The organism is Streptomyces sp. ActVer, from assembly GCF_027270795.1.
GTDB lineage: Bacteria > Actinomycetota > Actinomycetes > Streptomycetales > Streptomycetaceae > Streptomyces > Streptomyces umbrinus_A.
In genome coordinates this window covers 1-23,165 of sequence record NZ_JAPWHT010000083.1, presented here as the reverse complement: position 1 = coordinate 23,165, position 23,165 = coordinate 1, and the positions used below count along the sequence as shown (strand labels likewise).

Annotated in this window: 17 protein-coding genes and 1 pseudogene; 11 read left to right on the top strand and 7 right to left on the bottom strand. The window is 71.1% G+C overall.

What is annotated here, in order from left to right; genetic code table 11:
* The first annotated feature begins 2 nt into the window (after positions 1-2).
* The 5 genes from O3Q52_RS16200 (at position 3) to O3Q52_RS16180 (ending at position 6,146) form a co-directional block, all read left to right on the top strand.
* Positions 3-1,874 (top strand): biotin carboxylase N-terminal domain-containing protein, encoded by a 1,872-nt coding sequence (locus O3Q52_RS16200; RefSeq protein WP_269649482.1) that lies wholly within the window; start codon positions 3-5, stop codon positions 1,872-1,874.
* A gap of 107 nt (positions 1,875-1,981) precedes the next feature.
* Positions 1,982-3,142, top strand: coding sequence for an acyl-CoA dehydrogenase family protein (locus tag O3Q52_RS16195; protein ID WP_269649481.1), 1,161 nt, complete (start codon positions 1,982-1,984; stop codon positions 3,140-3,142).
* A gap of 46 nt (positions 3,143-3,188) precedes the next feature.
* A complete protein-coding gene (locus O3Q52_RS16190) occupies positions 3,189-4,754 on the top strand; it encodes a 4-coumarate--CoA ligase family protein (protein WP_269649487.1) in 1,566 nt (521 codons plus the stop codon).
* Between the two features lie 31 nt (positions 4,755-4,785).
* Positions 4,786-5,520, top strand: coding sequence for an enoyl-CoA hydratase family protein (locus O3Q52_RS16185; RefSeq protein ID WP_269649480.1), 735 nt, complete (start codon positions 4,786-4,788; stop codon positions 5,518-5,520).
* Positions 5,508-6,146 carry a TetR/AcrR family transcriptional regulator gene (locus O3Q52_RS16180; protein WP_269649479.1) on the top strand — a complete coding sequence of 213 codons (639 nt, stop codon included), beginning with the start codon at positions 5,508-5,510 and terminating at the stop codon, positions 6,144-6,146. Before O3Q52_RS16185 ends, O3Q52_RS16180 begins: the two co-directional genes overlap by 13 nt.
* Before the next feature lie 12 nt (positions 6,147-6,158).
* Here O3Q52_RS16180 and pdxH read toward each other — a convergent pair whose 3' ends face one another.
* Positions 6,159-6,842: a pyridoxamine 5'-phosphate oxidase gene (gene pdxH, locus O3Q52_RS16175; RefSeq protein WP_269649478.1), complete on the bottom strand. Its 684-nt coding sequence runs from the start codon at positions 6,840-6,842 to the stop codon at positions 6,159-6,161.
* Positions 6,843-7,127: 285 nt separating this feature from the next.
* Here pdxH and O3Q52_RS16170 point away from each other — a divergent pair, with 285 nt between their 5' ends.
* Positions 7,128-8,228, top strand: a complete 1,101-nt coding sequence (locus O3Q52_RS16170; protein WP_269649477.1) for a citrate synthase 2 — start codon at positions 7,128-7,130, stop codon at positions 8,226-8,228.
* A gap of 82 nt (positions 8,229-8,310) precedes the next feature.
* On the opposite strand, the gene O3Q52_RS16165 is transcribed toward O3Q52_RS16170, so the two are convergent.
* Both O3Q52_RS16165 and iscB read right to left on the bottom strand, forming a co-directional pair.
* Positions 8,311-9,381: an isopenicillin N synthase family oxygenase gene (locus O3Q52_RS16165; protein ID WP_269649476.1), complete on the bottom strand. Its 1,071-nt coding sequence runs from the start codon at positions 9,379-9,381 to the stop codon at positions 8,311-8,313.
* Positions 9,382-9,839: 458 nt separating this feature from the next.
* Positions 9,840-11,300, bottom strand: a complete 1,461-nt coding sequence (gene iscB, locus O3Q52_RS16160; RefSeq protein WP_269649475.1) for an RNA-guided endonuclease IscB — start codon at positions 11,298-11,300, stop codon at positions 9,840-9,842.
* A 746-nt stretch (positions 11,301-12,046) separates the two neighbouring features.
* Between iscB and O3Q52_RS16155 the strand changes: the two genes are divergently transcribed.
* On the top strand, positions 12,047-13,453 hold the full coding sequence (locus O3Q52_RS16155; RefSeq protein WP_269649474.1) for a PAS domain-containing protein: 1,407 nt from the start codon (positions 12,047-12,049) through the stop codon (positions 13,451-13,453).
* Positions 13,454-13,664: 211 nt separating this feature from the next.
* On the opposite strand, the gene O3Q52_RS16150 is transcribed toward O3Q52_RS16155, so the two are convergent.
* Positions 13,665-14,420 (bottom strand): SIS domain-containing protein, encoded by a 756-nt coding sequence (locus O3Q52_RS16150; protein WP_269649473.1) that lies wholly within the window; start codon positions 14,418-14,420, stop codon positions 13,665-13,667.
* A 283-nt stretch (positions 14,421-14,703) separates the two neighbouring features.
* On the opposite strand from O3Q52_RS16150, the gene O3Q52_RS16145 reads away from it, so the two are divergent.
* Both O3Q52_RS16145 and O3Q52_RS16140 read left to right on the top strand, forming a co-directional pair.
* A complete protein-coding gene (locus O3Q52_RS16145) occupies positions 14,704-15,396 on the top strand; it encodes a metal-dependent transcriptional regulator (protein WP_269649472.1) in 693 nt (230 codons plus the stop codon).
* A 667-nt stretch (positions 15,397-16,063) separates the two neighbouring features.
* Positions 16,064-16,963 (top strand): alpha/beta fold hydrolase, encoded by a 900-nt coding sequence (locus tag O3Q52_RS16140; RefSeq protein ID WP_269649471.1) that lies wholly within the window; start codon positions 16,064-16,066, stop codon positions 16,961-16,963.
* Positions 16,964-17,041: 78 nt separating this feature from the next.
* Here the strand turns inward: O3Q52_RS16140 and O3Q52_RS16135 are convergent, their stop codons facing one another.
* The 3 genes from O3Q52_RS16135 to O3Q52_RS16125 all read right to left on the bottom strand — a co-directional run bounded on the left by O3Q52_RS16135 (position 17,042) and on the right by O3Q52_RS16125 (position 20,271).
* Positions 17,042-18,670 carry a transporter gene (locus O3Q52_RS16135; protein ID WP_269649470.1) on the bottom strand — a complete coding sequence of 543 codons (1,629 nt, stop codon included), beginning with the start codon at positions 18,668-18,670 and terminating at the stop codon, positions 17,042-17,044.
* The gene (locus O3Q52_RS16130) at positions 18,667-19,461 is read right to left on the bottom strand and encodes an ABC transporter ATP-binding protein (protein ID WP_269649469.1); all 795 of its coding nucleotides are present in this window, start codon (positions 19,459-19,461) and stop codon (positions 18,667-18,669) included. Before O3Q52_RS16130 ends, O3Q52_RS16135 begins: the two co-directional genes overlap by 4 nt.
* Before the next feature lie 150 nt (positions 19,462-19,611).
* Positions 19,612-20,271 carry a bifunctional DNA primase/polymerase gene (locus O3Q52_RS16125; RefSeq protein ID WP_269649468.1) on the bottom strand — a complete coding sequence of 220 codons (660 nt, stop codon included), beginning with the start codon at positions 20,269-20,271 and terminating at the stop codon, positions 19,612-19,614.
* Positions 20,272-20,650: 379 nt separating this feature from the next.
* On the opposite strand from O3Q52_RS16125, the gene O3Q52_RS16120 reads away from it, so the two are divergent.
* Both O3Q52_RS16120 and O3Q52_RS16115 read left to right on the top strand, forming a co-directional pair.
* Positions 20,651-22,036: a transcriptional regulator gene (locus O3Q52_RS16120; RefSeq protein WP_269649467.1), complete on the top strand. Its 1,386-nt coding sequence runs from the start codon at positions 20,651-20,653 to the stop codon at positions 22,034-22,036.
* Positions 22,037-22,250: 214 nt separating this feature from the next.
* Positions 22,251-23,165: pseudogene (locus tag O3Q52_RS16115) on the top strand (hypothetical protein); the annotation flags it as partial.

Here is a 23,165-nt window from a genome sequence, read left to right as displayed (position 1 = left end):
CCATGATTTCGAGTGTGCTGGTCGCCAACCGGGGCGAGATCGCCTGCCGAGTCTTCCGAACCTGCCGTGAGTTGGACATCCGAACTGTCGCCGTCTACTCGGACGCCGACGAGAACGCCCTCCACACGCGCGTGGCCGACACCGCGGTACGCCTGCCGGGCGCGACGCCCACCGAGACGTATCTGCGCGGCGAGCTGATCGTGAAGGCCGCGCTGACGGCGGGCGCGGACGCCGTGCACCCCGGGTACGGCTTCCTGTCCGAGAACGCCGACTTCGCGCGGGCCGTCCTCGACGCGGGCCTGGTCTGGATCGGCCCGCCGCCCGAGGCGATCGAGGCGATGGCCTCCAAGACCCGCGCCAAGGAGCTGATGGCGGCCGCCGGAGTGCCGTTGCTCGCCCCACTGGACCCGGACGCGGTGACCGAGGCCGATCTGCCGGTCCTGGTGAAGGCGGCTTCGGGCGGCGGCGGCCGCGGCATGCGGATCGTCCGTGAACTGGCCGACCTGGAAGGCGAGTTGAAGGCCGCCTCGACCGAGGCCCAGAGCGCCTTCGGGGACGGCACGGTCTTCGTCGAGCCGTACGTCGAACGCGGACGCCATGTCGAGGTGCAGATCGTCGCCGACACCCACGGCACCGTGTGGGCGTACGGCACCCGCGACTGCTCCCTCCAGCGCCGCCACCAGAAGGTGATCGAGGAGGCCCCCGCGCCGGCCCTCGCACCCGGCGTCGAGCGGCGCCTGCGCTCCGCGGCGACGGCCGCCGCCCGCACGATCACCTACGCGGGCGCGGGCACCGTCGAGTTCCTGGTCTCCGGGGACGACATCCACTTCCTGGAGATGAACACCCGTCTCCAGGTCGAACACCCCGTCACAGAAGCCGTGTTCGGCATCGACCTGGTCGCCCTGCAGCTGGGCGTCGCCGAGGGAGCGCGCCTGGACGGCGACCCGCCGCAGCCGTCCGGCCACGCCGTCGAGGCCCGCCTCTACGCCGAGGACCCCGCCCAGAACTGGGCCCCGCAGACCGGCACCCTGCACCGCCTCTCCGTACCCGGCATCCGCCTGGACACGGGCTACGAGGACGGCGACACGATCGGCGTCCACTACGACGCCATGCTCGCCAAGGCCGTCGCGTACGCCCCCACGCGCGCGGAGGCGATCCGCCGGCTCGCCGGAGCCCTGGAACGGGCCACGATCCACGGCCCGGTCACCAACCGCGACCTCCTCGTACGCTCCCTGCGCCACGAGGAGTTCACGACGGCCCGCATGGACACGGCCTTCTACGAACGCCACCTGGCCGACCTCACCACGACCACCCCGGACCCGTACGCCCCCTTGGCCGCCGCCCTCGCGGACGCCCACGGCCGCTCCCGGTTCGGCGGCTGGCGCAACCTGCCCTCCCAGCCCCAGACCAAGCGCTACGCCTCGGCGCACGGCGAACACGAGGTCCACTACCGGCACACCCGCGAGGGCCTGACGGCCGACGGCGTCCGCGTGCTGAGCGCCGCCGCGGATCTCGTCGTACTCGAAATCGACGGCGTACGGCGGAAGTTCGACGTCACCCGCCACGGCGACCGCGTCCACGTGAACACCACCGCGCTCACCGTCCTGCCCCGCTTCCCGGACCCCGCCGCCCAACAGGCCCCCGGCTCCCTCCTCGCCCCCATGCCCGGCACGGTCGCCCGAATCGCCGACGGCCTCACCACCGGCTCCGCCGTCCAGGCCGGAGACCCCCTCATCTGGCTGGAGGCAATGAAGATGGAACACAAGATCACCGCCCCGGCGACAGGCACGCTCACGGCCCTGCACGCGACTCCGGGGCAGCAGGTCGAGGTGGGCGCGCTGCTGGCGGTCGTTCAGCAAGAGGCGCCCCATTAGAGGAGTCGAGACCGGCTGCCTTTAGGGGCGCGGGGAACTGCGCACCCAGCCACGACGAACCCGCACCCTCCAAACGCCACGAGCCCCCTCCCCCTGAGGAGCCCCCAATGACAACGGTCCTCGAAACAGACGAACACAAGGCCCTCCGAGCAGCCGTAGCCGCCCTCGGCACCCGCTACGGCCGCGAATACCTCACCAAGGTCATCGCCGCGGGCGCCCACCCCGACGAACTCTGGTCAGAGGCAGCCAAGCTCGGCTACCTCGGCGTCAACCTGCCGGAGGAATACGGAGGCGGAGGCGGCGGCATCGCCGAACTCTCCATCGTCCTGGAGGAGTTGGGCGCCGCAGGCTGCCCCCTCCTCATGATGGTCGTCTCCCCGGCCATCTGCGGCACGGTGATCGCCCGCTTCGGCACAGAAGACCAGAAGCAGGACTGGCTCCCGGCCCTGGCCGACGGAACCCGCACCATGGCGTTCGGCATCACCGAACCCGACGCAGGCTCCAACAGCCACCGCATCACCACGACGGCCCGCCGGGACGGAACCGACTGGATCCTCACGGGCCGCAAGGTCTTCATCTCCGGCGTGGACATCGCGGACGCCACGCTCATCGTCGGCCGCGCGGAAGACGCCCGTACGGGCAAGCTCAAGCCCTGCCTGTTCATCGTCCCGCGCGACGCCCCCGGCTTCGAGCGCCGCCGGATCGACATGGAACTGCACGGCGCGGAGAAGCAGTTCGAGCTGACCCTCGACGACGTACGCCTGCCCGCCGACGCACTCGTCGGAGACGAGGACGCGGGCCTGCTCCAGCTCTTCGCCGGCCTCAACCCCGAGCGCATCATGACCGCCGCCTTCGCGATCGGCATGGGCCGCTACGCCCTCTCCAGGGCCATCACATACGCCCGCGAACGCACCGTCTGGCGGGACCCCATCGGCGCCCACCAGGCCATCGCGCACCCCCTCGCGCAGGCGCACATCGACCTGGAACTCGCCCGTCTGATGATGCAGAAGGCGGCCTTCCTCTACGACTCCGGGGACGACGCGGGAGCCGGAGAGGCCGCCAACATGGCCAAGTACGCGGCCGGCGAAGCCTGTGTGAAAGCCGTCGACCAGTCCGTGCACACCCTCGGCGGCAACGGCCTGACCGGCGAGTTCGGCCTCGCGTCGCTCATCACCGCGTCCCGGGTGGCCCGGATCGCGCCCGTCAGCAGGGAGATGATCCTCAACTACGTCTCGCACCAGACCCTGGGCCTGCCGAAGTCCTACTAGCACTATCTCCCGTACAAGTTCCGGCTCCTGGAAAGGGCCCGCCATGGTGTTCCGCAGCGAGTACGAAGACGTCCCCGCCGTCGAAGAACCCATCCACGAGGCGGTGCTGGGCCGCGCCGCCTCCCGGGGCGACACGCCCGCGCTGATCGACGGCGTGGACGGAATGACCCTCACCTACGCCCAACTGGACACGTTCCACCGGCGGATAGCCGCCGAACTCGCCGACCTCGGCGTCGGCAAGGGGGACGTGCTGGCGCTGCACAGCCCCAACACCGTCGCCTTCCCCGTGGCGTTCTTCGCCGCCACGCGCGCGGGGGCGTCGGTCACCACCGTGCATCCGCTCGCCACACCCGAGGAGTTCGCCAAGCAGCTGCGGGACTGCAAGGCCGAGTGGATCGTCACCGTGTCACCGCTCCTGGACACGGCCCGTACGGCGGCCGAACTCGCGGGCGGCGTACGGGAGATCTTCGTCTGCGACCAGGCACCCGGGCACCGCTCGCTGCTCGACATGCTGGGCTCCACGGCCCCCGAACCGCAGATCGACATCGACCCGGCGGAAGACGTGGCGGCCCTCCCGTACTCCTCCGGGACGACCGGCATCCCCAAGGGCGTGATGCTCACCCACCGGAACATCGCCACCAACCTCGCCCAACTGTCGCCCACCATGCCGATGGGCCCCGGCGACCGCATCCTCGCCGTCCTGCCGTTCTTCCACATCTACGGGCTCACCGCCCTCATGAACGCGCCCCTCAGGCAGGGCGCCACCGTCGTCGTACTGCCGCGCTTCGACCTGGAGACGTTCCTCGCGGCCATCGAGAAACACCGCATCACCGGCCTGTACGTGGCCCCGCCGATCGTCCTCGCCCTCGCCAAGCACCCGGCCGTCGAGGGCTACGACCTGTCGTCCCTGGAGTACATCATCAGCGCGGCCGCGCCCCTGGACGCCGAACTGGCGGAGGCCTGTTCGCGCAGGCTGGGACTGCCGCCCGTCGGCCAGGCGTACGGCATGACGGAACTCTCGCCCGGCACGCACGTCGTGCCCCGGGACTCCGCGAACCCGCCCCCCGGAAGCGTCGGAAAACTCATCCCCGGCACCGAGATGCGCATCGTCTCCCTCGACGACCCCGGAAAGGACGTCGGCGTCGACGAGCGCGGCGAGATCGTCATCCGCGGACCGCAGGTCATGAAGGGCTACCTCGGCCGCCCCGAGGCGACCGCCGCCATGATCGACGAGGACGGCTGGCTGCACACCGGGGACGTCGGGCACGTCGACGCGGGCGGCTGGCTGTACGTCGTCGACCGCGTCAAGGAACTCATCAAGTACAAGGGCTTCCAGGTGGCCCCCGCCGAACTGGAGGCCCTCCTGCTCACGCACCCCGGCATCGCCGACGCCGCCGTCATCGGCGTCTACGACAGCGACAACAACGAACGGCCGCACGCGTACGTGGTGCGCCAGCCGGCCGCGGAGGACCTCACCGAGGACGACGTCATGAGGTACGTCGCCGAGCGCGTCGCCCCGTACAAGAAGATCAGGCAGGTCGTCTTCATCGAAGGCGTGCCCAGGGCGGCCTCCGGCAAGATCCTGCGGCGGGAACTGAGGGAACGCGCATGACGGCGGTACGACGGGAACCGAGGGAGCGCGCATGACGGTGGTACGGCGGGCGCACGAGCGCGGGATCACCACCCTCGCGCTCGACGCGCCCGAGCGGCGCAACGCCCTCTCCGCCCAACTGGTGGGGGAGCTGGCGGACGCGCTCACGGAGTGCGGCAAGGACGGTGACGTACGCGCCGTCGTCCTCACCCACACCGGCAACACCTTCAGCGCGGGCGCGGACCTGCGCGACCCTCCGCACCCAGATGTCCTCGTCGGTCTCCTGCGCCAGATCGTCGAACTGTCGAAGCCCGTCGTCGCCCGCGTCACCGGCCATGTGCGCGCGGGCGGCCTCGGACTGCTCGGAGCCTGCGACATCGCCGTCGCCTCCCAGGAGGCCACGTTCGCCTTCACGGAGGTACGCATCGGGGTCGCCCCCGCCGTGATCTCGCTGCCCCTGCTGCCACGGCTCGACCCGCGCGCGGTGGCCCGCTACTACCTCACGGGGGAGAAGTTCGACGCGGACGAGGCCGCCCGGATCGGCCTCGTCACGGCGGCGGGCGAGGACGCCGACGACGTACTCGCGCCCGTGCTCGACGGGCTGCGCCGATCCTCCCCGCACGGACTGGCCGAGACGAAACGGCTGCTCACGGCTAAGGTGCTGGACACCTTCGACCGGGACGCGGCCGACCTCACCGCGCTCTCGGCCCGGCTGTTCTCCTCCCCTCAGGCCCGCGAGGGGATGACGGCCTTCCTCGAACGACGGGATCCTCCATGGGTGCGGTGAACAGTGGCGCCACGACGGGCGGCGTGTTGAACGGCGCGCCGCTCGTCGAGCGCGTCCCCAAGCAGGACCGCAGCCGGGCCACCCGCCGGCGCCTCCTGGAAGCCGCGGTCGCCTGCCTCGCCGAACACGGCTGGGCCGGCTCCACGGTCTCCGTCGTCGCCGAACGCGCCGGCGTCTCCCGGGGCGCCGCCCAGCACCACTTCCCGACCCGCGAGGACCTCTTCACGGCAGCCGTCGAGTACGTCGCCGAAGAACGCTCCACCGCCCTGCGCGACCTGTTCCCCGACGGCCCCACGAACCGCCACGCGGTCGTCGCCGCCCTCGTCGACCTCTACACGGGCCCCCTCTTCCGAGCCGCCCTCCACCTCTGGGTGGCCGCCTCCAACGAGGACCAACTACGCCCCCGCGTAACGGAGTTGGAGGCCCACGTGGGCCGCGAGACCCATCGCATAGCCGTGGACCTCCTCAAGGCCGACGAATCCCGCCCCGGCGCCCGGGAAACCGTCCAGGGCTTCCTCGACATGTCCCGAGGCCTCGGCCTCGCCAACCTCCTCACGGACGACGGAGCCCGCCGCGAACGAGTGGTCGCCCAGTGGTCGAAGATCCTGGACGAGGTGCTGGGCTGAGGGCCCTCTCCCTCACGGACTCAGCCGCTCCACCCGCCAGGACCCGTCCTCCCGGGTCACGTAGCGCAGGCGGTCGTGGAGGCGGTTTTCCCGGCCCTGCCAGAACTCGATCGACTGGGGGGCGACGCGGAAGCCGCCCCAGTTCGGGGGGACCGGGACCTGTTCGCCCTCGGGGTAGCGGGTGGCCAGTTCGGCGTACGCGGTGTCCAGGTCGGCGCGGGAGGAGATCACCGCGGACTGGGTGCTCGTCCAGGCACCGAGCTGGGAGCCGTGCGGACGGGTGCGGAAGTACGCGGCCGTCTCGTCGCGGCCCGTGCGCCGGGCCGTACCGCTGACGATGACCTGCCGGGCCATCGCGTGCCACGGGAAGAGCAGGGAGACGTACGGGTTGGCGGCGAGATCGCGCGCCTTGCGGGACTCGTAGTTGGTGAAGAAGACGAAACCCTGCTCGTCGAACTGCTTCAGGAGGACCGTGCGGGAGCTGGGCCGCCCCTCGGCGTCCGCGGTGGAGACGACCATGGCGTTCGGCTCGTACAGCAGGCCGTCGGTCGCGGCCAGGGCGAACCAGCGCCCGAACTGCTCCATCGGGTCGTCGGCCAGCTCGGTCTCGTCGAGTCCCTCCGCCCGGTAGTGCTTGCGCATCAACGCCGGGTCGAGGACGGGTTCACGGTCGGTCACGCCGTCATCCTGCCGCATTCCGAAAGGCGGCAGACGAGCACCCGACAGGCGTGGCCTTCATCACGCCATGGCACTCAGTGCCGCGTACTCTCCCCAAAGGTGGCACCAAGGGATATCGTCCTGCTTCCGAAACGGTTGGGTGACCGCCATCCGGACGGGGCATCACCGGGGTGACGTACGGACCGCGAGTCCACGAGGCGACCGCGGAACCGGACGGCCACCACCCCATCACAGACATATGGTCACGAGCACCCTCGCACACCCCGCAAACCATCTGTCGCACACATCATGAGGAGCCGCCTGATGTCCGACTTCGTACCCGGGCTCGAAGGAGTCGTCGCTTTCGAGACGGAGATCGCCGAACCGGACAAGGAGGGCGGCGCCCTGCGGTACCGGGGCGTCGACATCGAGGACCTGGTCGGCCACGTCTCCTTCGGCAACGTCTGGGGACTGCTCGTCGACGGAGCCTTCAACCCCGGCCTGCCGCCCGCCGAGCCGTTCCCGATCCCCGTCCACTCCGGGGACATCCGCGTGGACGTCCAGTCCGCACTCGCCATGCTGGCACCCGTGTGGGGCCTGCGCCCCCTCCTCGACATCGACGAGCAGCAGGCCCGCGCCGACCTCGCCCGCGCCGCCGTCATGGCCCTCTCGTACGTCGCCCAGTCCGCCCGCGGTCAGGGCCTGGCCATGGTCCCGCAGCGCGAGATCGACAAGGCCCAGTCCGTCGTCGAACGCTTCATGATCCGCTGGCGCGGCGAGCCCGACCCCAAGCACGTCGCGGCCGTCGACGCCTACTGGACGTCCGCCGCCGAACACGGCATGAACGCGTCCACCTTCACGGCCCGCGTCATCGCCTCCACCGGCGCCGACGTGGCGGCGGCCCTCTCGGGAGCCGTCGGCGCCATGTCAGGACCGCTGCACGGCGGCGCCCCCTCCCGCGTCCTCGGCATGATCGAGGAGATCGAACGCACCGGCGACGCCGACGCCTACGTCCGCCAAGCCCTCGACAAGGGCGAGCGGCTGATGGGCTTCGGCCACCGCGTGTACCGCGCCGAGGACCCCCGCGCACGCGTCCTGCGCCGCACCGCCCGCGAACTCGGCGCCCCCCGCTTCGAGGTCGCCGAGGCACTGGAGAAGGCGGCCCTGGCGGAACTCCACGCCCGCCGCCCGGACCGCGTCCTCGCCACGAACGTCGAGTTCTGGGCCGCCATCGTCCTCGACTTCGCCGAGGTCCCGGCCCACATGTTCACCTCGATGTTCACCTGCGCCCGCACCGCCGGCTGGTCCGCCCACATCCTGGAACAGAAGCGCACGGGCCGGCTCGTACGGCCCTCCGCCCGCTATGTCGGACCGGGCACCCGCAACCCGCACGAGATCCAGGGCTACGAAGACATCGCCCACTGATTTCTCATGTGTGCAGGGCCCACGTGCGCACGGCCCATGTGGCGGCGCCCCACGGGGTGCCGCCACACCTGTCTCACCCGGGTCACGCGGGGACCAGCAGCTCCGCGTGATGACGGGCCGCGACCAGCGGATGCGCCCGCAGCTTGCCCTTCAGCTCGTTCCGCCCGTACTCCGCGAAGAGCGGGTTCGCCGGGTCGCTCGTCACCCCGGGCGCCGCGGACGCGTACGGGAAGGGCAGCGGCTCGATCCGGGCGTCGAGCCGGGGGTTGTAGAAGAAGGGAACGGAGAACCGCTCGGTGGCCCCGACCGGACTCACCACCCGGTGGTTGGTGGCGACGAGATACCCGTCGGTGGCCACCTCCAGCAGCTCACCCAGATTCACCACGAACGCCCCCGGGATCGGCGGCACGTCATGGAACAGCCCGTCCTCCCGCTGCACCTGCAACCCGCCCACCTGGTCCTGCAACAGCAGCGTCAGGAACCCGTAGTCCTTGTGCGCCCCGACCCCCTGACCGGCGCCGTCCCCCGCACTGCCCGGATACCGGACCAGCTTCAGATGCGGATGGGCACCCTCGCCGAACACCGGCTCGTAGAAACCGGCGGGCGCACCAATGGCGGCGAGCAGCTCGCGCAGGAGCCGCGCCGCGACCGAGCTGAGCCGGTCGATCCACGCCAGGGCGGCGGTACGCAGCTCCGGCAGCGCGGCGGGCCACTGGTTGGGCCCCTCCAGCCACCAGTACGCCGGCTCACCGGGACCGGGGGTCCGCGCGGGCCGCTCCGCCCCTATGTCGAGCTGGTCGCGCCAGTCCCGACTGCCGCCGGTGCGCTCGTCACCGGTCCGCGTATAGCCGCGGAAATGCGGCGAGTTGACGTTGTCGATCGCCAGCCGGTCCGCCTCCGGAAGCGCGAAGAACCGGCGCATCGCGTCGAGCAGGGCGGCTGTCTCGCCTTCCCCCACCCCGTGCCCCACGAGCTGGAAGAACCCCACGTCGTGCGCGGCACTGTGCAACTGCGCGTGCAACAGCGCACGCGCCTGCGGCCCACGATCGGCCGCGGAGAGATCAATGATCGGAAGCTGCTGATACGGCTGATCCGACGGGTTGGTCTGATCCGACGGGTTCGTCGCCACGTTCAGGTTCTTCAGGTTCGTCATGGTGTGCGTCCGCATGGGTTACGGGCCCGGGGCAGCCGCCGAGGGTGGGGCGGGGGCCACAGGTGCCAGGTGAAAGAGCTAAGGGGGCTGAGGTCAGGCAGAAAGCCGACAGCCCATGCTCGTGACGCGCACGTAGTCCACGTGACGGCGTCGAACGAGCATCGGAAGCATGGCGCAAGAGTACTCCGGCTCACCCAATACGCCAGTGCCGCGCTTCACACACCTGCGAAACGCAGACGACCCGCGAACTCTGGTCCCCTCCGAGGAGGGAGCCGGCCGGACTTACCGGCGAGCTCGCGGGTCGGGTGACTGCTTGAGATTGGGCCGGTTGCACGCTCGTCTCACGCGCTGGTCCGGCACCGCACTGAATGTGGTGACGGGCCGCTAGCCCGCAGCCACCTCTCCTGTCCGGTTTTCATACATCTGCCGAACCACCTCCTTTCCGGAATGGCCACACTCTAGGAACTGTTCACACGTCGCTCAACCGGTTTTCGCGATGGGGACGGCAGGGGCTCTTGCCTGGCGGCGTACCCGTAGCCATCGCCCCGCTGCACAAGCCGGAGGTTCTTGTAGGAGACGCTGAACCGGCCTGCCGGTGTCGTGAGGGTGTGCTGCCCCCTGGACCGTACGGAGAGGCGTCCTGTCCAGGCGCCTGCCCACTTGCCGCTGGGCACGGTGGCGCGTACGAGGTCCCCGGTGACATAGCCGAAGTGCTGCTTCACCCGGTTGCGCCGAAGGCGAGGAAACCCGAACCGGTTCGGAGTGGTGCGGGAGTACGAGCCGCGTCCGGTCGCCTTGACGATGAGGACCTGCACCGGCAGCCGGACGATCGCGTCGCCGCTCTCGTGATCCAGACGTCCGACGGACAGGGCGTCCAAGGTGTGGGTCTTGACCAGTCCCATGGCTGTGCGGTTCCACTTGGTACGGCCGCCCGACCACGCGTGGACCGGTCTCCCGAGGGTTTCCAAAGCCTTTGTGAGCCGCCATCGGGTGGCGTTCATGACTGCGGCGTCATGGAGCGGTCTCCTGACCTGTCGGAGGATCTTCGCGAGGCGATCGGGTCGGTGGGCCAGAAAGATTTCGACGGGCGTGCTGTCTTTGGTCTGGTTGCAGGGAACGCAGGCGAGGACGAGGTTCGAGACGCGGTCCGAGCCTCCGCGGCTCCGGGGCCGGAGGTGGTCGATGTTCAGAGGTACGCCGGTGGCGTCGCAGTACGCGCAGGCGCGGTTCCACTTGGTGAGGAGGTAGGAGCGGATTTCGGTTCCGGCGAGCGTGCCCTGTTGTCGCTTGGCTCCGGTGAGGGGTCTGCCTGCGCTCATGGCGTGGGTGTCGAAGGCGACGCGTTCCATGTGGATCTCGGTGACGGGTGCGTATCGGCACATGCGCCTGGCCAGGGAGAGGGTGGTGTCGACGCGGTGGCGCAGTGAGGGAGGCAGCCATCCTCCGGGGCGGGTGCGGTTGTCCGAGCGGGGTGCTCGGTAGCGGCAGTTGGCGGACCGTCGTCTGCGCCGGTACCCGGCGCGCTGTTGCATGCACATGCGGATCTGCTCGCCCCGGTGCTGGAGTTCGACTGAGATCAGCCCGCGCCGGACGGTGACAGTGGCCCCCTGCTCGTTGGCTTCCTTCTTCTCGTCGGTGAGGGCGAGACCCGTGCCCTTAGAGCCGGGGTCGATGCGTAACTGCACGCCGTCGACCTCTGACTCGGCGAGGGTGCGGTCCTTCAACCGGATGGTGAAGGGAACCTGCCGGGCGACCACGGCCCGCCCCTTGCCGAGGAGTTCGCGTGCGCGGGCGGGATGGCAGGGCATGAGGGGCCGGCCGTCCTTGGAGAGGACGAAGACCCTGCTCGCGCCGATGCCACCGGCGTACGCGTGGACGTGTGTGGGAACGTCACCGCTCCCGTTCTCTGCCGTCTCCATCGCCGAAGCGCTGGTTGCGGTGTGACGCCGACGGGGTCCGGTGCCACGCCCGTCGGTCTCCCCTCGCCCATGTTCCCTGCCGGTGCCCCGCGCGGTGGCGGGGTGTCCGTGAGCCGTTTCGTCCCTGCTCCCAGGGGTGTCTGCTCCCACGGATTCCAGAGCAGGCTGCTGAGGAAGCACAGCCTGGTGGGTCTGCTCGCCTGCGGGAAACGTAGTCATCGAGGGCACCTCCCTGATCTTCGGATCGTGATGACTGGGGCTGGTCACTCGGCCTGTGCGTACATGTGCATGCATATGTACGCACAGGCTGCGGCTTGTGGCCGAGGAGCGAGTGTCCTTTCGGCGTGCGCACAGACAACGCTAGCGATCAAGGGCCCCAGAGGGAGACGATCTCCTCCGAAAACGCCCATCCGTGCGAATCAGTCCCATTCCTCGAACGCGCACCCGATCTTGCTGCTACGTACGCTGACCCGGCGGCGCCTGCTGTGACCTGGGACCCCGCCGATCCGCACGTTCCCGTCCGGCGATCCCGGTGTCCGGTGTGGCTGCGTCCATGTCTGGCCTCCAAGCCTGGGCGGCCTTGGCCCCACACAACGATTTCCTCAATCTTGTGGGAACCAGATGTGGGCTGCGTCACGTTCGAGTTGAATGATTCCTAGTGAGTGATTCGTAGTGAGTGAAGTGAGTGATCAGACGCGCGGGCACACCGCGCAGGACACGCCGACACGGCCTGCAGGGGGTGCCAGGTGAGTGCTTCGCGGCGTAGTGGGACCACGGACGAGCTCGGGCCGCAGGAGCCCGAGCGGGACGGGGCCGATCTGCTCGCCGCTCTGCTCGACGGGATGGACGCGGCGCTGTGCGCGTTCGACGCCGACGGAGTGGTGACGCACTGGAACCGGGAGGCGGAGCGGATCCTCGGCTGGACCGCGGCCGAGGCGGTCGGACGGCAGGGGTTCGCCGGCTGGGCCGTACGGCCCGCGGACGCCGAGGAGGTCGAGGGCCGGCTGCTCTCCGCGATGCAGGCACCCGGACGGCAGGTCCACGAGTTCGCGCTGCTCACCAAGGACGGCGGCCGGGTGCTCGTACGGACCCAGTCGGCCGCCGTGCCGGGTCCCGACGGGAAGCCGGCCGGGGTGTACTGCGCCTTCAGCGAGGTGCACGCGCAGATCGATCTGGAGCGGTCGATCGCGCTGAGCGAGGCGCTGTTCGACGACGCCTCGTGGGGTGTCGTGCTCGTCGACGCCGATCTGCGGCCCGCCGTCGTCAACGCGCACGCGGCGCGCGCGTTTGGTGCGGGGCGTACGGCCGTACTGGGGCGCCCCCTGGGTGAGCTGCTCGCGCAGGGCGTGGAGGAACTGGAGAGCGCGCTCACGCACGTCCTCGCCGAGGGCGCTCCGCCCGCGCCCGCCGAGATGTGGGTGACCGTGCGGACCGCCGAGGGCGAGCAGCGGCGGTGCTGGCGCAGCGGCTTCCTGCGGCTCGCCTCGCCGCTCGCGGAAGAGCCGGTTCCGCTCGGGGTGGGCTGGCTCTTCCAGGACGTGACCGAGGCCAAGCAGACCGAGCAGGAGGCGGCGCTCCTGCGGTTCAGGACCAACCAGCTGCACCGGGCCGCGCGGGCCGCCGCCGAGTGTGAGGACCCGGCGGAGGCCGCGAGCGTCCACCTCGACTTCGCCCTCGCCGGCTTCGCCGACCACGCGCTGATCGACCGGGTGGCCGGTGGTGCCGTGCCCGACGGCGAGGGGCCGGTCCGGCTCGTACGGGCCGCTGCCACGCCTTCCGGGGCGCCGGGGCCGAGTCTTCCCGCGGGGCGGGCGGGGCTGCCCGTGCGGTATGCCGACGGGCATCCTGCGCTTCAGTGTGTGGAGCGGATCGGGTCCGTACGGGCCAGTGCGGGGGCGGCGCGTGCGGGGGCCGGGGCGAGTGAGCCCGAGCGGGCGCGTGAGTGGGCTGTCGCCCGGCAGTGGCCGCCGGACTCCGTCCATGCCTTGTGCGCGGTGCTGCGCAGTCGGGGGCGGACGCTGGGCGTCGTCACGTTCCTGCGTGGGTCCAGTCGTACGCAGTTCGAGCGGCTCGACGCCACGTACGCGGAGGATGTCGCCGTTCGGATCGCGGCGGCGCTGGATCTGGGGGAGGCGTTGGAGGGGAGGGGGTGAGGTGGGCCGGGGGGCTCGCCTCAAGGGTCTTTCGCCCCCGCCGCCCCTGCCCATTCCCGTCCCTTTCCGGGGGCTCCGCCCCCAGACCCCCGCATCGCGCTGAACGCGCTCGTCCTCAAACGCCGGACGGGCTGGAGGTTTTTAGGGGCGCGGGGAACTGCGCGATCAGCCACTGACGGCCCGCAGATTCAGTACCGCCTCCTCCGGAGGATCAACGGCGGTAGAAGATCCGGTCCCCGTACTCCTCGAACACGCGGCCGTTCCACTCGTGGCCGCCGTCGACGTTGCCGGAGCGCAGGAGCGGGGGCTCGATGCCGCGGTCGGCGAGGGTGCCCGCCGCGGTGGCCATGACCGCCTGGAGGAGGGCGGAGGTCACGACCGTGGAGGCGGGCGCGAACGGTGCCGGGACGGATTCGAGCGTGAGCTCCGCGTCGCCGATCGCGATCTTCGAGTCGAGGACGATGTCGCAGTGGTCCTTCAGATACGTACCCGAGGTGTGCCGGGACTTCGTCTCGGAGGCGTACGCGACCGACGTGACCCCGATGACCTTGAGGCCAAGCGCGCGGGCGTGCATCGCCATCTCCACGGGCAGGGCGTTGCGCCCGGAGAGGGAGATGATCACGAGTACGTCGCCGGAGCGGGCCGGGCTGGTGTCGAGGACGGCGCTCGCCAGGCCGTCGACCCGTTCCAGCGCGGAGCCCAGTGTCGCCGGGACGACGTCCACCCCGACGGCACCCGGTACGGCGAGCAGGTTCATCAGCGCGAGGCCGCCCGCCCGGTACACCAGGTCCTGCGCGGCCAGCGACGAGTGCCCGGCGCCGAACGCGAAGAGCCGCCCGCCGTCGGCGACCGTGTCGGCGATGAGCGTCCCGGCGGCCTCGACGGCCCCGGCCTCCTCGTCCCGCACCCGCTGCAGCAGGCCGATCGCGGCGTCGAAGAACTGCCCGGCCAGCTTGCTGTCGCCCATGCGCGAAGCCCTCTCTCCCCGTCCACACCCGGTCGTGTCGCGGATCACGTTGCGGTCTGTACCAGTGCTGTGTCAATACGGTCGGCAGGGGCGACACTGGGTGCTGAGGGCCCCCGTTCCCGCCCGGCCGAGCTCATGTCCGGCCGTTCGCTCCGGCACTCGTCACCACGCGGTTTCACCTGCGCGGCACGGTTGTCAGTGGGATGCGTCAGAATTGGTGCCAGGGCCAGCGCACACGCCGGTGAGCCACTCAGCCTCCGGCAGAGCTAATCGAGGGGCACGTATGTCCGGACTGATCGACACCACGGAGATGTATCTCCGCACCATCCTCGAGCTGGAGGAGGAAGGTGTGGTCCCCATGCGCGCCCGTATCGCCGAGCGGCTCGACCAGAGCGGGCCGACGGTCAGCCAGACCGTGGCGCGCATGGAGCGCGACGGCCTGGTGTCCGTCGCCAGCGACCGGCACCTGGAGCTCACGGACGAGGGCCGCCGGCTCGCGACGCGCGTGATGCGCAAGCACCGCCTCGCCGAGTGTCTGCTCGTCGACGTGATCGGTCTGGAGTGGGAGCAGGTGCACGCCGAGGCCTGCCGCTGGGAGCACGTGATGAGCGAGGCCGTCGAGCGGCGCGTGCTCGAACTGCTGCGTCACCCCACCGAGTCGCCGTACGGCAACCCGATCCCGGGCCTGGAGGAGCTGGGCGAGAAGGACGGGGCGGACCCCTTCCTGGACGCGGGCATGGTGTCGCTGGCCGATCTCGACCCCGGGCTCGACGGCAAGACGGTCGTCGTCCGTCGCATCGGTGAGCCGATCCAGACGGACGCGCAGCTGATGTACACGCTGCGGAGGGCGGGCGTGCAGCCCGGGTCCGTCGTCAGCGTGACGGAGTCCGCGGGTGGGGTGCTGGTGGGCAGTGGCGGTGAGGCGGCGGAGCTGGAGTCGGATGTGGCGTCGCACGTTTTCGTCGCGAAGCGGTAGCGCTCCGCTTGGCTGCAGTTGCTTCGTCTGCGGGTGAGTGGGGGCTGGTCGCGCAGTTCCCCGCGCCCCTGTCGGGGCGTCGTTGTGTGGCCCTGCCCAATTGCGAGCTTCATCTTCAACTCCCGTAACACACAACCCAGTTGTCCCACCTCGTTGTTCGCTCAGAAATGAAGATTCAGTGCGCGGAATCGCAGCGGTCGGGCCGTTTGCGTGCGAGGCTGTCGCGAGAGGCATATGACCTGAGGGCTCTTGACCGTGGCGGCAGCGGCGCCGGTGCGCGGTCGGGGAGGGGGCGGGAGGATGTGCCGCGGACATGGCGAGGGCCCCGGCGCCCTGAGGCGCCGGGGCCTGTCCTCCCCTGTGCTGACCCGGAGCCCCGAGCTCCCAGGGTCATTCCCCACGGACCGTTTTCCCCGAGCGGCCCGCCTCCCGTTGAAGATCTCCCCTCGACGGCGGCGGTCAATCCTTGAGCGAGGTCACTCGAAGGAGGGGTGTTGTCGCCAAGACACCCATCTTCGAATGCGCATTCGATAGCGTATGAGTGACGGAACCACTACGGATTACGCAGGAAGAACCAGCAGGAGCACCGGTACGACCAGCGGTACGAGTGGACCGGCCGGTTCGTGCGGGACGACCCGGCCGAGCGGATCAAGGGGGGTGCCAACGTATGGTGCGGCGCATCGACGTGAGCGGTGCGGGTGGCGTACGCCTCGCCGCCTGGGAGTTCGCCGACTCTCCCAAGATCGATCCTCCGAGGGGTGACCCTTCGGGGGCCGGCACCGCGTCCGGGGAGATCGAGCGTGCGCCCGGCGTGCTGTTACTGCACGGCCTCATGGGCCGTGCATCCCACTGGGCGCCCACCGCCCGCTGGCTCTCCGAGCGGCATCGCGCCGTCGCGCTCGACCAGCGGGGCCACGGCCAGAGCGACAAGCCGCCCGAGGCCTCCTACACCCGCGGTGCGTACGTCGAGGACGCCGAGGCCGCCCTCGAACAGCTGGACCTCGGCCCGGCCGTCCTCATAGGTCACGCCATGGGCGCCCTGACCGCCTGGCAGCTCGCCGCCAAGCGCCCCGACCTCGTGCGCGGCCTGGTCATCTGCGACATGCGGGCCTCGGCGCTGGGAGCCGCCTCGCAGCGCGAGTGGGAGGACTGGTTCAAGGCCTGGCCGGTCCCGTTCGCCACACTCGCCGACGTACGGAAGTGGTTCGGCGAGGACGACCCCTGGGTGGAGCGCCCGAACCCCTCGCGCGGTGAGTTCTACGCCGAGGTGATGGCCGAGTCGCCGGACGGCTGGCGGCCCGTCTTCGAGCCCGAGCAGATGCTCAAGTCCCGCGAGACCTGGGTGTACGACGCGCACTGGGAGGAGCTGACGCAGGTCCAGTGCCCGGCCCTCGTCGTCCGTGGCCTCGACGGTGAGCTCGGCCGGGCGGAGTCCCAGGAGATGGTCCGTGTCCTGCCGAACGGGCAGTACGCGGAGGTGGCCGATGCGGGGCATCTTGTCCACTACGACCAGCCGGAGGCTTGGCGGGCGGCCGTTGAGCCCTTCCTGGACGAGGCGCTCCGCTAGGCCGTAGGCCGTCCGGACAAAGATTGCGCAGTTTCCCGCGCCCCTGAAAAACGGGGCGCGGGCCCGCGCCCCGGCCCCTCAGCCCTTGCTCACCGCCGCCAGGATCTCCGGCAGTTGCCGTGCTGTTCGTGGGGCGGCCAGGTGTAGGCCTGCCAGGGCGATGGCCGCTCCGTAGGCGGTTCCGATCGGGAGGAGGAGCCAGGTCCAGTCCTGGCCGTCCGACGAGACGTTCAGCCAGATGGCGAGGGTGATGACGGGGGCGCAGAGCAGGGCGGCCGCGATCATGCCGCCGAAGATCGAGAATCCGGCGAGGCTCGCCTGGCCGGGAGCCACGTTCTTGTAGCTCTCCTGCGGGATCGAGTACGGGAAGCGGGCCGAGGACCAGGCTCCGGTCGCCAGCATCGCGCCGAGCAGTGCGAAGGACAGGCCGAACACCTCGGGCAGCGAGCGCCAGTCGCCAAGCAGCGCCGTCGTGAGGACGCACACGAGGGCCGCGTACGGAAGGGTGATCACCAGGAGTGCCAACGCCCGTGCCCGCAGCTCGACATACGCGTCCCGGGTCGACGAGATCGTCATCGCGACCATCCAGAACGCAGACGTGTCCTGCCCGAACTGGTTGTACATCTGGATGCCGAGCATGCCCGCCGCGAAGCAGGCGAAGTAGATCGAGCCGGTGCCCTGCAGCGCGTTGAACACCGGCACGATCAGACCGATCGCGAGCGAGGTCACCCACGCGGCCTTGGTCTTCGGGTCCCGCCACACGTACCGCAGGCTGCGCTCCATGACCGTGCCCGTGCGCCCCGCGGGCAGCAGCCGGCCGAGTCCGGAGGAACGGCCCGCCTTGTCCCGGGAGGGCTCGGCGGCCTGCAGCGTCGAGCCGTCCGGCGAGGTCATCAGCCGGGTCAGACTCCGCTGCCAGAGGGCCAGCAGCACTGCCAGCGCCACCCCGCTCAGGGCGAGCTGGGCGAGGCCGACGGCGTACGAGCCCTCGCTGACGGAGTCCACCGCGCCGAGCGCCGACGCGGGCGGCACCCAGCGGACCACGTCGGCCGCCGGGTCCAGCGTGGACAGGCCCGACGAACCGAGCTTCTGCGCCCCGAAGTTGACGACCTGCGCGCCCACCGCGATCACCAGACCGCTCAGGACGGCCAGGTCGCGGCCCTTGCGGCTGGTCAGCAGCCGGGTGTTGGCGGTCGCGATGGTCCGCGCGAGGGCCACGCACACCAGGAGCGCGAGGACGACCGCGACGACTCCGGTGACGTACGCCGCCGCCCCGTGCGCCATCGCGACGACCGAACCGACGAGCAGGCACAGCGTGAACAGCGGGCCTATGCCGACCAGCGAGGCCACCAGCAACGCGCGTACGAGCGGCTGCGGGCGCAGTGGCAGCATCACCAGGCGGGTCGGGTCGAGGGTCTCGTCGCCGCCGGAGAAGAAGAGCGGCATCACGGCCCAGCCGAGCGCCAGTACGGCGGTGAGCAGCACCGTCACCGTCATCGCGTGGGTGTTGCCGCGCAGCGCGATCAGTCCGATGAGCTGGAGCGCGGCGAACAGCAGCACGATGACGAGCGACGCCACGTACACGGCCCGCCGCCCCGCCGACTGCCGCAGCCCGTTGCGCAGCAGCGACAGCTTCAGCCGTACGACGACGGGGGTGATGGAGGCGGTCGAGGTGGCGGGGGCCTTCGTGGCGGTTGCGGCGCTCATCGGGCGCCGCCGCCCAGCCAGTCGAGGTCGGAGCCGGTGTCGCGGGCGCTCGCCCCGACGAGTTCGAGGAAGGCCTGCTGGAGGGAGGGCGCCTCGCCGCGCACCTCGGTGAGCGGGCCGTGGGCGCGGATGCGGCCCGCGGCCATGACGGCCACCCAGTCGCACAGCGACTCGACGAGCTCCATCACATGGGAGGAGAAGACGACGGTCGCGCCGGAGGCGGTGTAGCGCTCCAGGACCCCGCGGATCGTCTGCGCGGAGACCGGGTCGACGCCCTCGAACGGCTCGTCCAGGAACAGCACTTCCGGGTTGTGCAGCAGCGCGGCCGCGAGCCCGATCTTCTTGCGCATGCCGGTCGAGTAGTCGACGACGAGTTTGTGCTGGGCGCCGGCGAGGTCGAGCACGTCGAGTAGCTGGGTGGCCCGCTTGTCGACCTCGGCACCGGGCAGTCCGCGCAGCCGCCCCGTGTACGCGAGGAGTTCCCGTCCCGAGAGCCGCTCGAAGAGCCGCAGCCCCTCGGGCAGGACCCCGATCCGGGCCTTGACCTCCACGGGGTCGCGCCACACGTCGTGTCCGACGACCTCCACGGACCCCTGATCGGGCCGCAGCAGCCCGGTCACCATCGACAGAGTCGTGGTCTTCCCCGCCCCGTTGGGCCCGACCAGCCCGATGAACTGCCCTGCGGGCAACTCCAGATCGATCCCCGCGACGGCGACCTGCTCCCCGAACCGCTTCCAAAGCCCCCGCACCCGCACGGCCACCGCGTCGTTCACCCGCACTCCCTCCGTCATGCAGGGCACGATACGGGGACCGGCGCCCCGATAGGGGCGCGGGGAACTGCGCAGTCTTTTAGGGGCGCGGGGCTGTGCACATATGCGGCTCCGCCGCGGGGCGCGACCAGCCCCCACCGACCCGCAGCCGAAGAACCGGCCCAAGCGGAGCTATCGTCGAGCGTCTCGCCCACAGGCGTAGGCCAAGGGCGAGATCAGTTCCTCGGCGTCCGGCAGCCACCGATTCGCCGGAGTCGGCCGGCAGGCCCACTGCACAGCCCCCCGAGCCCCGAACCGCGTAGGCGGCGCAGCCACATACGTACCTTCGCCCAGCACATTCAGATCAAGAGAAGCAAGCGGCCACCCGAGCTTCCGCACAAGATCGGGCACCTTCACAGCGGCACCCGGCAACACGAAGAACTGCATCCGCCGGTCCGGCGTACACGTCACCGGCCCGAGCGTCAGCTCCATCCGCCTCATCCGGGCGAGCGCGAGAAACCCCGAGGTCTCGGGGACGTCGATCGCGTCGAACGTCCGCCCCGTGGGCAACAGGATCGACGCCGACGGCTGCTTCGCCCACAGCCGACGCGCGACGGTCGCACTGCCCGTGGCCTGCGTCGCCCAGTCCTCACGCGCCGGATGCGCGCCGGGCACGGCGCACGAGGGCTCGCCGCACGAGCAGCGCTGCACCCCGTCGGCGGCTTCCAGCCAAGTGCCTGGGAACACGTCCCAATGGCGCTCTTCGGCATAGCGCACGGCGATGTCCTGCAGCGACTCGCCTCGCTGCTTCGGGATCTGGGCGGTCTCGGTGCCTGCGATCGTCTCTTCCACGCTGAACTCAACTCCCGCACCCACCAGGGGTTACGCCCACCCGTCTCCCGCCACCGCGCTTCTTGGGAAAACCCTTCGGGCTTGCACCTTTTTTCCCCGCGCGCGGGGGAGGAGCACCGATTCCACACGTGGGGCGCATGGATGCATCTGTGGGGGCGCGCATGGGAGGCGGCAGCGGGGGGTGGGTAGCCACCGGAGGGGCGGGCAGCAGCCTTTACCCCGGCAATCCTCACATGTCTCGCATCTTCGGTATGTCCGCGGGGCATTGATCTTCGAGGCCGGATCTTTTCGCTCCCCGGCAGGGGTGCGGGAGGTCCCGGTCACTGAGGACCGTCAACTCGGTGCGTGGGCAGGCACCGCAGCCACAGGGGGTACGCCAATGGCCGCAAGGCCTCTCGTCGCGCGGCAGCCGAACGAACGACTGCAGGCGCTCATCCAGGAAGCGGGCTGTTCCAACGCCGGGCTGGCCCGCCGGGTCAACATGTGCGGCGCGGAGCACGGCCTCGACCTGCGCTACGACAAGACGTCCGTGGCGCGCTGGCTGCGGGGACAGCAGCCGCGCGGACGGGCGCCCGCGATCATCGCCGAGGCGCTCGGCCGCAAGCTGGGCCGGACCGTCACGATCGACGAGATCGGCATGGCGAACGGCAAGAACCTCGCCTCCGGCGTGGGGCTGCAGTTCTCGCCGACCGTCCTCGGGGCGATCGAGCAGGTCTGCGAGCTGTGGCGCAGCGACGTGGGGCGGCGGGACTTCCTGTCGGGCTCGTCCGTCGCGTCCTCCGCGCTCGTAGAGCCGAGCCGGGACTGGCTGATCTCCTCGCCGGACGCGCAGGTGTCGCGTGCGGCCGGGCCACGGGTCGGGCAGTCCGACGTGGCGGCGGTGAGCGCGATGACCCAGGCGCTGGTCGACCTCGACCACCAGTACGGCAGCGGGCACGTGCGCCCGGTCGTCGTGCACTACCTGAACAGTGTCGTTTCCGGGCTGCTCGCCGGCTCGTACCGGGAAGCGGTCGGGCGTGAACTCTTCGCGGCGGTCGCGCGGTTGACGGAGCTGGCCGGCTACATGGCGGTCGACACCGGACAGCCGGGGCTCGCCCAGCGGTACTACATCCAGGCGCTGCGGCTCGCGCAGGCGGCGGGCGACCGCGGGTACGGCGGGTACGTGCTCGCCGCGTCCATGAGCCACCTGGCGGCGCAGCTCGGGAATCCGCGGGAGATCGCGCAGTTGGCTCGGGCGGCGCAGGAGGGCGCGCGCGGGCGGGTCACACCGCGCGCGGAGTCGATGTTCCACGCCGCGGAGGCGCGGGGGCACGCGTTGATGGGCGACGCGCGTTCGGCACAGGCGGCGTCCGGTCGGGCCGTGGCGGCGCTGGAGCAGGCCGATCCGGATTCGGGCGACGACCCGCGGTGGATCGCGCACTTCGACGAGGCGTATCTGGCCGACGAGTTGGCGCATTGTCACCGGGACCTCGGGCAGTCGGAGGCGGCCGCTCGGTGCGCTCAGGAATCCCTCGCCGGGCACCCCGAGACGCGCGCGAGGCGCCGCGCCATCGGGTACGTACTGCTGGCCACCGCGCAGGTCCAGCAGCGCGAGGTCGAGCAGGCCTGCCACACCGGTCTGCGCGCGGTCGAACTGCTCGGCACGCTGCGCTCCAACCGCGGGGCGGAGTACCTGGACGACTTCCAACAGCGCCTGGAGCCCTACCGGGACGAGCCGGTGGTACGGGAGTTCGGGGCGCGCATGGACCTGCAGGCGGCGGCCTGATCCGCCGGACGGGCCCGGGGTCTACGCGGGAGTGAACGCGGGGTGAACGGAGGGCTGTGAGGCGAAAGGAGGCATAAACAGCGTCTTGGGGGGCGGATTCGTTACTGCCGCCCCCGGAGACAGCCGTCACGACCTGTGCTGCGTGGCACCGGGTTGTGGGGACCCGGTAGCGTGAACCGACGATTCCGAAGGTCCCCCATTCGTAGGAGTCCCGGTGACGCACAACGGACAGGGCGACGAGCCCTCGGCGCAGCCCGCGCGCGAAGGCATCGTGCTGCCGTCCGACGGCGGCGAACCCCTCCTGCCGGGCCAGACGGGCGACCGCGCCGTTCCGGCGGGCGGTCAGGCCTGGGACCAGCCGTGGGGTCCGGGACCCGCTTCGGGGGCCTCTCCGGAGCCCGGGCAGGGTTGGACGCCGACCGGTGAATGGGGTAGTGCGGGCCAGGACCAGGGTGCGGGTGCGCAGGCGCCCGGCTGGGGCGCGCAGCACGCGGGTCAGGGCGGGGCCGCTCCGGCTCCGGGCGCCCCGGCCCAGGACGCGCCCCCGCAGATCTCCAGTTGGACCGCCGCCCAGGGGCCGGACGCGGGCGCACAGCCGCCGGGCTGGGGCACGACCCCTTCGGGACCGGAAGGCCAGGGAGGCCCGGGAGCCCGGACTCCGGGCTGGGACGGGTCGGCCCCGGGCGCCGGTGCCGGTGCGCAGGGCGGATACGCCGGGCAGCCGTCGCAGTACGCCGATCCGACGGCCCAGTACGGGGCCCAGGGCACGGCGGGTGGCCCGTGGGGCGGCCCGCAGGCGCCGAACTCCGGCGGCCGGCTCCCGCCGCAGAACCCCGGTGCGGGCTCCGTGCCCCAGCAGGGGTCGGGCGCCGGGACGCCCCTCCCGCACGGGGGCGCGCCGGCGAACGGGTACGGCGCCCCGCAGACTCCGGGTGCGTACGCACCCGGTATCGCGCAGGGACAAGCACACGCACAAGGTCCTGCCGGGGCGCAGGCTCCGGGCGGTTACGGCTATCCGCAGGCCCCCGCGGGCCACGCGGCGCCGCAGCCGCAGCCGCAGGGCCCCGACCGTGGTGGCGAATCCGGGTTGCGCCGCATCCAATGCCACAGCATCACCTCTCTGACCTGG